This is a genomic window from Brevibacillus sedimenti (genome assembly GCF_020923495.1).
Lineage (GTDB): Bacteria > Bacillota > Bacilli > Brevibacillales > Brevibacillaceae > Brevibacillus > Brevibacillus aydinogluensis.
This window is the reverse complement of record NZ_CP064048.1, coordinates 2,838,401-2,851,564: the sequence shown is the minus strand read 5'-3', so window position 1 is coordinate 2,851,564 and position 13,164 is coordinate 2,838,401. Positions and strand designations below refer to the sequence as shown.

At 58.3% G+C, this 13,164-nt stretch carries 9 protein-coding genes; 1 reads left to right on the top strand and 8 read right to left on the bottom strand.

The features are described 5' to 3' along the window. Positions 1-43: 43 nt before the first annotated feature. The 8 genes from IRT44_RS13985 to IRT44_RS13950 form a co-directional block, all read right to left on the bottom strand. The gene (locus IRT44_RS13985; protein ID WP_230076862.1) at positions 44-1,696 is read right to left on the bottom strand and encodes an acyl-CoA mutase large subunit family protein; all 1,653 of its coding nucleotides are present in this window, start codon (positions 1,694-1,696) and stop codon (positions 44-46) included. Between the two features lie 315 nt (positions 1,697-2,011). Beyond that, a complete protein-coding gene (locus tag IRT44_RS13980; RefSeq protein ID WP_171565579.1) occupies positions 2,012-4,132 on the bottom strand; it encodes a copper amine oxidase N-terminal domain-containing protein in 2,121 nt (706 codons plus the stop codon). Between the two features lie 232 nt (positions 4,133-4,364). Beyond that, a complete protein-coding gene (locus tag IRT44_RS13975) occupies positions 4,365-5,726 on the bottom strand; it encodes a dihydrolipoamide acetyltransferase family protein (RefSeq protein WP_171565580.1) in 1,362 nt (453 codons plus the stop codon). A gap of 32 nt (positions 5,727-5,758) precedes the next feature. Then, the gene (locus IRT44_RS13970) at positions 5,759-6,742 is read right to left on the bottom strand and encodes an alpha-ketoacid dehydrogenase subunit beta (RefSeq protein WP_212132385.1); all 984 of its coding nucleotides are present in this window, start codon (positions 6,740-6,742) and stop codon (positions 5,759-5,761) included. 12 nt (positions 6,743-6,754) lie between these two features. Further along, complete coding sequence (locus tag IRT44_RS13965) at positions 6,755-7,747, bottom strand: thiamine pyrophosphate-dependent dehydrogenase E1 component subunit alpha (protein WP_171565582.1); 993 nt, start codon at positions 7,745-7,747, stop codon at positions 6,755-6,757. 27 nt (positions 7,748-7,774) lie between these two features. Further along, positions 7,775-9,196, bottom strand: a complete 1,422-nt coding sequence (lpdA, locus tag IRT44_RS13960) for a dihydrolipoyl dehydrogenase (RefSeq protein ID WP_230076861.1) — start codon at positions 9,194-9,196, stop codon at positions 7,775-7,777. 159 nt (positions 9,197-9,355) lie between these two features. Then, positions 9,356-10,447, bottom strand: coding sequence for a Glu/Leu/Phe/Val dehydrogenase dimerization domain-containing protein (locus IRT44_RS13955; RefSeq protein ID WP_171565584.1), 1,092 nt, complete (start codon positions 10,445-10,447; stop codon positions 9,356-9,358). A 226-nt stretch (positions 10,448-10,673) separates the two neighbouring features. Further along, the gene (locus IRT44_RS13950; RefSeq protein ID WP_171565585.1) at positions 10,674-12,740 is read right to left on the bottom strand and encodes a sigma 54-interacting transcriptional regulator; all 2,067 of its coding nucleotides are present in this window, start codon (positions 12,738-12,740) and stop codon (positions 10,674-10,676) included. Positions 12,741-12,890: 150 nt separating this feature from the next. Between IRT44_RS13950 and IRT44_RS13945 the strand changes: the two genes are divergently transcribed. After that, positions 12,891-13,154 (top strand): DUF2627 domain-containing protein, encoded by a 264-nt coding sequence (locus IRT44_RS13945; RefSeq protein ID WP_171565701.1) that lies wholly within the window; start codon positions 12,891-12,893, stop codon positions 13,152-13,154. Positions 13,155-13,164 lie beyond the last annotated feature (10 nt).

Genomic DNA, 13,164 nt, shown 5'->3' with positions numbered 1-13,164 from the left:
TGATCCCCCTTGTTCACTTCTGAATCCTCGACAGCGGCTGTCCCTATACGGCGCGGTACTCGCCGAACACCTCGCGCAGCACGCCGCAGATTTCGCCGATGGTGGCGTAGCTGCGGACACACTCCAGGATCAGCGGCATGAGGTTTTCCGTCCCCTCCGCGCCCGCTTTCAACTGATTGAGCGTTTGCTCAACAGCGAGGTTGTCGCGACGCGCCCGAAGCGCATCCAGGCGCTCCTTTTGTTTGCGGCCCAAAGCCGGATCGACGCGAAGCAGTTCTGGCTGCGGCTCGTGTTCCAGTTGGAAGCAGTTCATGCCGACCACTTTTTCTTCGCCCGATTCGATCTTCCGCTGCGTTTCGTAGGCCTGTTTTTGAATTTCCCGCTGCATGTAGCCCGCTTCCACGGCAGCCACCGCTCCGCCCATCTGCTCGATTTTCTCCAAGTATTCCAGCGCTCTGGACTCAATCTGGTCCGTCAGATACTCGACGTAATACGAACCGGCCAGAGGATCGACAGTGTCGGTCACACCGCTTTCAAAAGCGATGATCTGCTGCGTTCTGAGCGCAATTCGCGCTGACTCCTCCGTCGGCAGGGCGAGCGCCTCGTCGCGCGAGTTGGTGTGCAGGCTTTGCGTGCCGCCCAACACTGCGGCCAAGGCCTGGATGGTTACGCGAACGATGTTGTTGTCCGGCTGCTGCGCAGTCAGCGTCGAACCGCCCGTCTGGGTGTGGACGCGGAACTGCCACGACTTCGGATTCTTGGCCCCGTAACGCTCCCGCATCAGACGCGCCCACATCCGGCGTGCTGCCCGGAATTTTGCGATCTCCTCAAAGAAGTGGTTGTGCCCGTTGAAGAAAAACGACAACTGCGGCGCAAATTGATCGATGTCCAGTCCGGCCTGCAGCGCCGCTTCCACATAGGCGATGCCGTCCGCAAGCGTAAAAGCGACTTCCTGCACGGCGGTGGACCCGGCCTCCCGAATGTGGTAGCCGCTGATGGAAATGGTATTCCACTTGGGCACGTGTTTGGCGCAGTAGCCAAAGATGTCCGTAATCAGCCGCATCGACGGTTTTGGCGGAAAGATGTACGTGCCGCGCGCGATGTACTCCTTGAGAATGTCGTTTTGAATCGTGCCCGACAATTTTTCCGACGGTACCCCCTGCTTTTCGGCCACGGCAATGTACATTGCCAGCAGCACGGATGCGGGTGCGTTGATCGTCATTGACGTGCTCACCTTGTCGAGCGGAATTCCCGCCAGCAGGGTCTCCATGTCCTCGAGCGAATCGATCGCCACCCCCACCTTGCCCACCTCGCCGGCGGCCATGGGATGGTCGGAGTCGTACCCGATCTGCGTTGGCAGGTCAAACGCTACACTGAGCCCGGTTTGTCCCTGTTCCAGCAGGTAGCGAAAGCGTTTGTTGGTCTCCTCCGCCGAACCGAATCCGGCGTATTGGCGCATCGTCCACAAGCGGCCGCGGTACATGTTGGGCTGAACGCCGCGAGTGTAGGGATATTGGCCTGGGAAACCAATCTTTTCCATGTAAGCGTCATCAATCTGATCCGGCACATACAGCGGATCTATTTCAATGTCCGACGAGGTGGCAAAGCGCTGTTTGCGCTCCGGCGTCTTTGCCAGACGCTCGGCCAGCTCTTGTTGCCACTTCCGGTACAGTTCGGTACAATCTTTTGTAGTCACCGGTCAACCCCCGTTTCAATGTGTAATCGGCAGGAGGAATCAAAGGCTCCCCCTTCCAATTCTAGCACAGCGAAGTATACAATAACGCGACAATTTCCACTTTTCGTGAAGCAATTTTTTGCAAGGCCCGGTTCAGGAGGTAGTAATGATGAGGAATCAGTCCCTGTTTGCCAAGGTATTGGTAATCGTATTGGTGATTGCACTGGTCGTCCCGATGTTTTTCTACTTTCAACCGTAGACGGGCGGACACGGTACCGTACCAAGTAAAACCCCCTTCCACAGTGGAAGGGGGTTTTTGTATGTGCTCGCCGGGGATTAGCGGTAAACGAACACGCTGGATGTTTTGGCATCCCATCCGACTTTGTAGCCGAGCGTATCACTCACGAAACGGATCGGGATCATCGGCATGTTGTTTTTCAGCACGACAGGCGTGGGCAGAGTTACCTCCTTGCTGCCAACACGGGCAGTATTGGCGCCAACGGTAAATTTGATCTGGGTCGTGCCGCTGACAATCGTTACGGTGTTGTTGTTCCAGATGGTAGTAAGCGCCAGCGCTTCTTTAAAGAACTGCGCCGGGACCATTGTCGTGCTGTTGTTGGCCAGGTATGGCGCTACCTGCAGCGGGTAGGTCTTGCCGTGCAGTGTGAACGATGCCGTATTCAGTTTAAACAGCGCGGCGTTCGACGGAACGGTAACCGCAGGCTGCTGCTGCGCCGGTGCCGGGGTCTGTGCCGGTGCCGGCACGCCTACACCAACGGAGCGAGCAAACAGCAGGCCTTTTTCCTCAGACGTAAACACGCTGATGCTGTACGTGTTTTTCGTCGCCGGGTTCACGATGTTGGCACCTGCGCCAATGACGACATTGGCCGCGCCGCCAGCCGGAATGTCTTGTGCCGGATAAACCAGCACGTTTTGGCCGCGAACAGCGACGAAATTGGCAGCCACGCCATTTACCGTGACGTTTGCCGGAGCGATGTAGGCAGGCACGCGGTAACCCGCCGGGAACACGATCTCGATGAAGTCGCGCTGCTTGTACAGCGGCATCGACACGCCCTTGATCGCGATGTTGATACCGGTCGCCGCGCCTACGGCCGTGTTGGTCAGCGAAATGGTAGACGTGCTGTTGTTTACCTGGGCAGGCGTGCCTGTTGCCGGCGTCGGGTTCGTGGTCGTCGAGCCAGTACCCGAGATGGTAAAGGGCTTGGACGTGATTGTCTTGCCGTTCACCGTCATCTTCAGCTGGTAGCTTCCCGCCGTTTTCGGGTTGGTCAGCCAGGCATCGTACGAGATGTCCACTTTAACTTTGCTGGTAGACGTGAAGTTGCTCGGCGTGGTCAGGTAGATTTTGTTGCCGGCAGGCGCTACTTTGCGCGGCGTTTTTCCGTTGATGGAAAAGTCGGACGGATTGAGAATGCCCGGGATCATGTCGGCGGACGGGAATTCGACGATGACGTCGCTGTCGGAATTCAGCTTCTTGCTGCCGAAGTCGGCTTCAAACGTATAGCTGGAACGCGCTCCCACACCGGAGTCGGACAGGGTAATACTGAAGTCCCCCGAACCGCTGGTCGAACTGGAGCTGGAACTTTTGATTTCAAATTCTTCCGATTTGTATGTAGTGCCATCCCATTTGACTTCGATCACGTAGTCGTCGTCTGCATCCGGATTCTCGATTCCCGCGGCTTCGTAGAACGTGATGGTCAATGATTTGCTGCCGGCGGCTTTGGACGGCACCTTGAGTTCCACTTTTTTGCCGGAAATTCTGACGTCGTCAGGTTCATACTCGTTGATGTCCACATCGTCCGTGCTGATTTTGTTCGGGAGCATGTCTTCATCCGGGAAGTAGACGGTGATCCAATCACCTTTGGTCAGTTTGTCCTTCAATTTGATCGGTCCCAGCTCGTATTTGGCCGTGTCGCCTTCAGTCGTACGGTTGATGGACACGTCAAATTCGCTGCTTTTCCCCGAGCTGCTTTTGCTGTCTTCGTAAATCTTGACCTTGTAGTCCTCCCAGGACGATTCCCTGTCCGTTTTTACAGAGACGGTGTAAGATCCGTCGTCATCCGGGTTGGTGATGCCGCTTTCGATGTCGATCGAGATATCATCTCCCTTATCCACGGCTTCGTCTACAGTGATCTCGATCGTTCTGCCGGAGACTCTGACCTTTTTGATATCCACATTGGCATCGATGTCGTCTTCATCAATTTTGGTACTGACATCAAAGTCCTTGGGAAATCTGATGTAGATGACATCGCCCTTTTTCAAATCTTTTTCCAGCGTAAAGTCGATCGTATACGTTGTTTCTTCGCCAGCCGTATCGTCCTCCGGCTCAACGGACAGGTCTTCGATTGCATATGCGGATGGCGGGTTCGCCACCAGCGGCGTGGATACAAGCGCAGTAGCCAACACGATTGGAAGTGTCTTTTTGCTCTTCTCCATGTTCGTCCTCCCATGCTTCTCGTAATCTAGTAAACTTTTCTAGTCGAACCGCTTTCAGTTTACCATATATACGAAACAGAGGGAATCTGTTCTGGCAAAATGGCAAACATAACCGGTTCATTAAGCTATGACGACGGATGTATGCAAAAAGTTACAAACCGGTAACAAAAATTTTTTACTGCCATGCAAAAAGGCCAGATTCCTAGGTGAATCTGGCCTTTGGTCACGTTGGCTAGTACAGTTTGGTATCGGGGCCGATGGCCTCCAGTTTCTGCTTGACGCTTTGCAGGAAACGGCCGCAGATGAGGCCGTCGAGCACGCGGTGGTCCAGCGAGAGGCAGAGGTTTACCATCGAACGGATGGCGATCATGTCGTCGATTACCACCGGGCGTTTAACGATCGCTTCCACGCTGAGAATGGCCGCCTGCGGGGCGTTGATGATCGGCATGGACAATACGGAGCCGAACGAGCCGGTATTGTTCACAGTGAACGTGCCACCTGACATGTCATCCATCGTCAGTTTGCCGGCGCGCGTACGGGCCGCCAGATCCTCAATCGATTTGGCGATGCCGAGGATCGACTTTTGGTCCGCATCCTTGATCACGGGTACGAACAGCGCATCCTCCGTCGCTACGGCGATGGAGATGTTGATGTTTTTCCTGACGATGATCTTGTCGCCCGCCCAGGTGGAGTTGAGCATGGGGTATTCCTTGAGCGCTTCCACCACGGCCTTGATGAAAAACGGCAGGAAGGTGAGGTTTACCCCTTCTTTACGCTTGAACTCTTCTTTGACCTGATTGCGGAAGTTGACCAGGTTGGTCACGTCCACTTCCACCATCGTCCAGGCGTGAGGAGCTTCATGTTTGCTCTGCACCATCCGATTGGCAATCGTCCGGCGCACAGGCGTCACCGGGATGATCTGATCGCCAGGTGCCACCGGGATGTCAAAGGCGTTCGCACCTGTCGCTGCTGGTGCAGAGACAGCCGGAGCAGCGTGCTGAGCGGATGGGGCACTCACCGCCGCAACCTCAGCAGGCTGCTGGGCAGGTGCTGCCGCTGCCGGAGTCTCGGCCGCTGCCGGCGGCTGACCGCCCGCGTCGATAATCGCCTGCACGTCTTTTCGCGTCACACGTCCGCCCAGTCCGGTACCTTGTACGCGGGACAGGTCAATCCCGTGTTCCTGCGCCAAACGCAATACGGCCGGTGAATAGCGCTGCTTGCCGCCCTGCTGTTTGGCGGCTGCTGCCGGTCGGGACGGGGCATTCGGCGTCGCGCTGACAGGCTCGGCCGAAACTGTGGTATCAGCTGCCGCGCTCACATCCGCTGCCGCTGGAGTCTGCGGCTCAGCCGCGCCGCCCTCCTCTTCGATGTACAGAATCAGCGTCCCCACTGCCACCGTCTCACCCTCGGGCACGACGATCTCCGTAACCCGACCGGAGACGGTGGACGGCACTTCCGCATTTACCTTGTCCGTCGTCACTTCGGCCAACGGATCGTATTTCTTGACCACATCGCCCACCTTCACCAGCCATTTGGTGATGGTGCCTTCGGTCACGCTTTCGCCAAGCTGGGGCATAAGCACTTTTGTTGCCATGTCCACGGTCCTCCTATCGCCTTATTGAACCCCTAAAAATGCGCCAGTTCCCGCATCGCTTCCAGTACCTTGTCGGGGTTGAGCATGAAAAACTTCTCCATCGGCGGACTGTACGGCATGGCCGGTACGTCGGGGCCGCACAGACGCTTGATCGGCGCATCCAGGTCAAACAGACATTGTTCGGCAATCACGGCAGCCACTTCTGCGCCGACGCCGCCTTCCTTGTTGTCTTCGTGGACGATCAGCACCTTGCCCGTCTTGGCGGCCGCTTCCGCAATCGCCTCCTTGTCCAGCGGATACAGCGTGCGCAGATCGAGCACGTGAGCGCTGATCCCTTCTTCGGCCAGCTTTTCCGCCGCCTGCAGGCAGAAATGGAGCGTCAGGCCGTACGAAATCACCGTGATGTCCGTCCCTTCCCGCTTGACGTCCGCCTTGCCGATCGGCAGAACGTAATCGTCCTCGGGCACTTCCCCTTTGATCAGGCGGTAGCAGCGCTTGTGCTCGAAAAAGAGGACAGGGTCGTCGTCGCGAATCGCCGCTTTCAGAAGGCCTTTGGCATCATACGGCGTGGACGGCGCCACCACCTTCAGACCGGGCACGTTGGTAAACATCGCTTCCACGGATTGGGAGTGGTACAGCGCTCCGTGCACTCCGCCGCCAAACGGGGCGCGGATTGTAATCGGGCAGTGCCAGTCGCCGTTGGACCGATAGCGCATTTTCGCCGCTTCGCTGACGATCTGGTTGACAGCCGGCATGATGAAGTCGGCAAACTGGATCTCCGCGATCGGGCGCATGCCGTACGCCGCCGCCCCGATCCCCACGCCGACGATGGCCGATTCCGCCAGCGGCGTGTCGATGACGCGCTCTTCGCCAAACTCTTCGATCAGACCGACGGTGGCGCGAAACACGCCGCCGCGAACGCCGACGTCTTCGCCGAGAATGAACACGTTGGGATCACGCCTCATTTCCTCGCGCATCGCCATGGTAATCGCATCAATAAACGAAATGACTGCCATCTGGATACCCCCTTATTCCCCGTACACGTGCGTGAGTGTCGATTCTGGCGTCGGATACGGTGCGTTTTCCGCATACTCTGTCGCCTCGTCCACTTCCATCTGCACGCGGGTCAGCAAATCCTGCTCTTTTTCATCATCCATCAGGCCCACTTCTCGCAGGTATCGGCCAAACAGCAGGATCGGGTCTTTTTTCTTCGCTTCTTCCACTTCTTCACGCGTCCGGTAGGTGCGGTCGTCATCGTCGCTGGAGTGGGGGACAAGGCGGTACATGACCGCTTCGATCAGCGTCGGACCTTCGCCGGAGCGTGCGCGCTCCACCGCTTCCTTCATTACCCGGTACACTTCAATCGGATCGTTGCCATCCACGCTGACGCCTGGGAAGCCGTACCCGATCGCCCGGTCTGCCACGCTTTCGCAGGCCAGCTGTTTTTTCAACGGCACGGAGATGGCGTATTTGTTGTTCTCGCAGAAGAAGATGACGGGCAGCTTGTGAACGCCGGCAAAGTTGGCCCCTTCATGGAAGTCCCCCTGGTTGCTGGAGCCTTCGCCAAACGACGTGTAGACGACGAAGTCCTTCTTTTGCATTTTGCCGGCAAGCGCAATGCCCACTGCGTGCGGCACCTGCGTCGTCACCGGACTGGACCCGGTCAGGATGTTCCACTTCTTGCCGCCAAAGTGGCCGGGCATCTGCCGGCCGCCGCTGTTCGGGTCTTCCGCCTTGGCGAACGCCGACAGCATGCAGTCCCGGGCAGTCTGTCCGAAGACGAGCACCACGCCGAGGTCACGGTAATACGGGCAGAGGTAGTCCTTTCCCTTCTGCAGGGCAAAGGCTGCTCCCACCTGGGCCGCTTCCTGCCCCTGGCAGGAAATGACAAACGGCACCTTGCCCGCCCGGTTCAACAGCCATTGACGTTCGTCAATCTTGCGCGCCAGGAGCATGTAATAGTACATGTCCAATACCTGCGCGTCCGTCAAGCCCACTTGTTCATGACGCTTGGTTGTCATCGTCGGATACCCTCCTTGCTAATCGCACTAAATGTGAATCGCCTTGCCGTCCACTGCCAGCGCCGCTTCCATGAGCGCTTCGGACAGGGTCGGATGCGGGTGTATGGCATGGCCGATTTCCCACGGAGCAGCATCCAGGACGCGGGCCAGTCCCGCTTCGGAAATCATGTCCGTCACGTGGGGGCCGATCATGTGCACGCCCAAAAGATCGTTGGTCTTCGCATCGGCCACCACCTTGACAAAGCCGTCGTTTTCGCCGTGGACGAGTGCTTTCCCCAACGGTTTGAAACTGAATTTGCCGACCTTTACGTCGTACCCCTGCCGGCGCGCTTCCGCTTCCGTCAGGCCGACATTGGCCACCTCAGGCCGACTGTATGTGCACTTTGGCACTTTGCTGTAATCCAGCGGCTCCGGATTGAGACCAGCCATGTGCTCCACGGCCAGGATGCCTTCGTGCGAGGCCACATGAGCAAGCTGCAGCCCGCCGATGACGTCGCCGATGGCGTAGATATGCGGCTCTGCCGTCTGAAAGTGCTCGTTGACGACGATCACGCCGCGCTCCACTTTGATCTCCGTCGCCTCCAGACCGATGTTTTCCACGTTGGCCTGCCGCCCGACGGATACCAGCAGCTTTTCGGCCGCAAACGTCTGCACGCCGCTGGCCGTCTCTGCCTGAATCGAGACGCGGCCGTCCGCTTTCTCCAATGTCTCCGGCAGTACCTTTGCCCCGGTGACGATGTTCACCTTGCGCTTTTTCAGCAGGCGGGTCATCTCCTTGCTGATCTCCTCGTCTTCCAGCGGCAGAATCCGGTCGGCGTACTCCACCACCGTCACCTCGACGCCGAAGTCGTTCAGCATGGAGGCCCACTCAATGCCGATCACGCCGCCGCCGACGATTGTGACAGACGACGGCAGTTCTTCCCATTGCAGCGCTTCGTCGCTGGTGACCACTGCTGTGCCGTCAATCGTCAAGCCCGGCAGCGTCCGGGGGCGGGAACCGGTGGCGATGAGCAAAAAGCGGGGGACGAGCATCTCTTGGTCCCCGTTTGGCTTTTCCACCCGCACAGCCCCTGCCTGCGGCGAAAAAATCGACGGGCCCATGACGCGGCCGATCCCTTCAAAGACCGCGATGTTCCCTTTTTTCATCAGGTACTGCACGCCCTTGTGCAGTTGGTCGACGATCCCCTGCTTGCGCGACTTCACTTTGCGGAAGTCGTAGCCTACACTGTCGGCCGAGATGCCGTACTTGTCGCTTTCCTTCAGCGTCGCGTACACCTCGGCACTGCGCAGCAGCGCCTTGGAGGGGATGCAGCCTCGGTGCAGGCAGGTGCCGCCCAGCTTTTCCTTTTCGACGATCGCCACTTTCATCCCCAGCTGGGAGGCGCGGATCGCCGCGACGTAACCGCCTGTCCCGCCTCCCAACACGACGAGATCAAATTCCTGTGACATGCGTTCCATCTCCTTTCGTCCGTGGGGGAGCAGCTTAGGACCACTCCACCGTCCGGTATCGCGTCCGGCGAATTTGAACATTCACTCGGCTGTATGTATCGGGGCGTCCGCAGCGCTGCCGCGGGCGCTCCCGGAAAAGCCGCCGGTCAAACGGCGGTATTAGCGGTGGTAAACAGTCTTGCCGTTTCGCAGGAATGTGTTGCGGGATTTGGCGACGCTGGCGATGCGCTCTTCCGCCATGCGGTCAGCTGCCTTGTAGGACGGTACACCGTCGCGTTCAGCAATCTCGAATACCTTCAGGATGTTGTCGTAGATCGTCTCCACCTTTTTCAGCGCCCGCTCACGGTTGTAGCCCTGCAGTTCGTCCGCCACGTTGATCACGCCGCCCGCGTTGATGACGTAGTCCGGCGCGTAGATGATGCCCATTTCATGAATCATATCGCCATGCCGTTCTTCTTTCAACTGGTTGTTGGCCGCGCCGGCGATCACTTTCGCCTTTAGCAGCGGAATCGTGTCGTCGTTGATGATCGCCCCGAGCGCGCACGGCGAAAAGATGTCGCACTCGACACTGAAAATCTCGTTGACGCCGACCGCTTTCGCGCCAAAGTCCTCGACGGCCCGGTTGACGTTCTCCTCGTTGATGTCGGTCACGATCAGATGGGCACCTTCTTCATGCAGATGGCGGCAGAGGTTGTACGCCACGTTGCCCACGCCCTGCACCGCCACCACACGGCCCGACAGGTCGTCGCTGCCAAACGCCAGCTTGGCGGCTGCCTTCATGCCGCGGTATACGCCGTAGGCGGTTACCGGCGAGGGGTTGCCGCTGGAGCCGAACGCCGGAGAGACGCCGGTGACAAAGTCCGTTTCCAGATGGATCATGTCCATGTCGGCCACGGTCGTTCCCACATCCTCGGCGGTGATGTAGCGGCCGTTCAAGCCCTGGATGTAGCGGCCAAAGGCCCGGAACAGTTCCTCGCTCTTGTCTTTGCGCGGATCGCCGATGATCACGGCTTTCCCGCCGCCGATATTGAGGCCGGCCGCCGCATTTTTGTAGGTCATCCCGCGGGCGAGCCTGAGCACGTCGATGATTGCTTCTTCCTCGGACTTGTACGGCCACATGCGCGTGCCGCCCAGGGCCGGCCCCAGTGTCGTATCGTGAATGCAGATGATCGCTTTCAAACCGGAATTCTCGTCTTGACAGAAGACAAGCTGCTCGTAGTCGTATTTATGCATGTATTCGAAGATGTTCATGAGGAAACCTCCCTAGTATGTTTCGTCTTTGCAATCCGGCAGTCAAGCGGAGAGAACTCTTCTGCCTGCTCCCGATTGGTTTATAATGCAACAGTCATGCCATCGAAAGAGAAAATGAAAGCGCTTCAATTTTGTGCAGGAGCCATTCGGGCTTGGCAATTCCCTGCGCAATATTTTGCACAAACGAGCAAAAGGTTGCATGCAAAAAAATGCACGCTCGTCTCGCTCAGCTCTGCTCCTCGGTAATCCCCAGCTTTTCCAGCTTGTAATACAGGCTGCGGATTGAAATCCCCAGGCGTTTGGCCGCCAGCGTGCGGTTGCCGCGAGCGGCTGTCAGCTCGTGGATGATGTGCTGCCGCTCCGCTTCTTCCACCGCCTCCTTCAGCGTTTTACCCGTGGTGGCGGCAGTCTCCTGTCGCTGTCCGCCGTGGTTTCCGCTTTTTCGCTCCAGCGGAGGCAGATGCTCGGGCAGGATGACCCGCTCGCTGATCCGCATGTGGATCATCGCCCGGGCCAGCACGTTTTCCAACTCCCGCACATTGCCCGGCCAGTGGTAGGAGAGCAGGATGCGCAGCGTCTCCGGGGCGATCTCCTCGACGTTGCGCCCGTATTCCTGATTGTACTTGCGCAGCAGGTGCATGGCGAGCGGTTGTATGTCCTCCAGACGCTGCCGCAGCGGCGGGATATAGATCGGAACCACGAGGAGCCGGTAGTACAAGTCTTCCCGAAAACGGCCCGCTTGGATCGCTGATTCCAGATTGACGTGAGTGGCCGCGATGACGCGGACGTCGACGTCGATCGCCTTGGTCCCGCCGACGCGCACCACTTCCCGCTCCTGCAGAACGCGGAGCAGTTTGACCTGCATGCTCATCGACAGTTCGCCAATTTCATCGAGAAAAATGGTGCCGCCGCTGGCTTCCTCGAACAGGCCCCGCTTGCCGCCGCGCCGCGCGCCTGTAAATGCTCCCTCCTCGTAACCGAACAGTTCGCTCTCCAGCAGATGCTCCGAGATCGCTGCGCAGTTGACGCGGATGAACTGCTTGTACTTCCGTTCGCTGGCGTTGTGGATGGCGTGGGCGAACAGCTCCTTGCCCGTCCCCGATTCGCCGCGCAAGAGCACGGTCGCCCGGGTCAAGGCTGCCTTTTGCGCCTGTTCGATTGCCGCCCGCATCGGCTCGCTGAAGCCGATGATGTCGGCAAAGGTGTACTTGGCTTCCAGGGTGCGGATGATCTGGTGTGCCCGTTCCAGCTCTTCCGTCAGCCGTTTGATTTCCGATACGTCGTGGATCACCCCGACACTGCCTTTCAGCTCACCGTCCACCATGACCGGGGCCACGTTGACGACGACGTCTTTTCGTTTCGGTCCCACTTTCATATGTACGCCGCGAACCGGCTTTTTGGTCTTCAGCACACGCATGTGCATGCTGTCCCCTTCGGAGATGTCCACCGTTGCCGGCTTGCCAATGATGTCTTCGGGCTGCAGACCGGTCAGCCGGGTATACGCGGGATTGATCAGCAGGCCATTTCCCTTGGCATCTACGACCGAGATGGCCTCGTCAGACGAATGAATAATCGCCTGCAGCATGCTTTTCAGCTCTTTCAGGTCGGTCACTTCTTCCGCCAGTGTCATGATTTCCGTAATGTCGCGGAAGATGGCGACAGCGCCCACCACCTCGCCTTGTTCGTTGCGAACAGGAACGCGGTTGGTGATGATGCGCGTCTTATTGGGCAGCACCTGCTCCTGGTTGAGCTCCGGCTGCCCCGTTTCCAATACGATATGTAAGCGCGTGTTGGGGATCTTTTCCGAGGCGACCGTCCCCAGCACATCTGCTGCCTCCAGTCCCATCAGCCGTTCCGCTGCCCTGTTGAACAGGGTGATGATCCCCTGCCGGTTGACGGCGATGATCGCATCATGGGTGGAGTTGAGCATGGTCTCCCGCTCCCGCTGGTTCTGCGTCAGCGCGGCGATCAGCGCTTCCTTCTCGCTGATCAGCTTCATGATGATGCTGGTAAACGTCCCTGGAATCAGCGCCGTCTTTTCCTGTTTGAGGCGCAGGATCTCTTCATAGGCCGCCTGGTTGCCGGTCGCCTCCAGAATCACGTCCACATCCCTGGACAGATACGGCCGAAAATCTGTGCCGACCTCGATGCCCAGTGATCGGGCCAGTTCCAGTCCCGGTGCGTCGCTGCGCTCATCCACCACGGCGATGATCGTCATCTCCTCCATGTTGCTCAACAACCGCAGAAGCGCCGTTCCGCCCCGGCCGGCCCCGACGATGAGCAGCTTGTGCATGCGCGATCCCTCTTTCCACCAATCAGAAATCAGACTGTTACCATTGTACCCCATGCGCGCCCGGTTGGACAGGCGCATGTTCCGTTGGACAAGGGGCGACCCATCCATTATGATGGGAAGGGAGCACGTTGGAAAGGGGTGAACACGCCCTTGATCGGCCAAAAACTAATCGCGCTTATGATCATGGTCATTCCCGCAGCGCTTGCCATGTACGGAATCAAACTGATCCGCGATGCGCTTTTTTACTCCGCAACACCCGATGCAGATTTCCTCTGGGGAAAGCTGCTGCTCGGACTCGTGCTGTTCGCAGGCCCCGTCAGCTTTATCGGCGGGTTTATATTGCACCACGACCGGAAGCGGAACCGCGTACAGCCCCGCTTCATGAAACGCGATCCGGAAGACGACGAAGACTAGAACCAGGCCG

Coding starts and splice junctions, on each gene's coding strand:
- IRT44_RS13965 (WP_171565582.1), bottom strand. CDS start 7,747: ATGACAACCAAGCGTCATGAACAAGTGGGCTTGACGGACGCGCAGGTA.
- IRT44_RS13970 (WP_212132385.1), bottom strand. CDS start 6,742: ATGGCAGTCATTTCGTTTATTGATGCGATTACCATGGCGATGCGCGAG.
- IRT44_RS13975 (WP_171565580.1), bottom strand. CDS start 5,726: ATGGCAACAAAAGTGCTTATGCCCCAGCTTGGCGAAAGCGTGACCGAA.
- IRT44_RS13950 (WP_171565585.1), bottom strand. CDS start 12,740: ATGCACAAGCTGCTCATCGTCGGGGCCGGCCGGGGCGGAACGGCGCTT.
- IRT44_RS13980 (WP_171565579.1), bottom strand. CDS start 4,132: ATGGAGAAGAGCAAAAAGACACTTCCAATCGTGTTGGCTACTGCGCTT.
- IRT44_RS13955 (WP_171565584.1), bottom strand. CDS start 10,447: ATGAACATCTTCGAATACATGCATAAATACGACTACGAGCAGCTTGTC.
- lpdA (WP_230076861.1), bottom strand. CDS start 9,196: ATGTCACAGGAATTTGATCTCGTCGTGTTGGGAGGCGGGACAGGCGGT.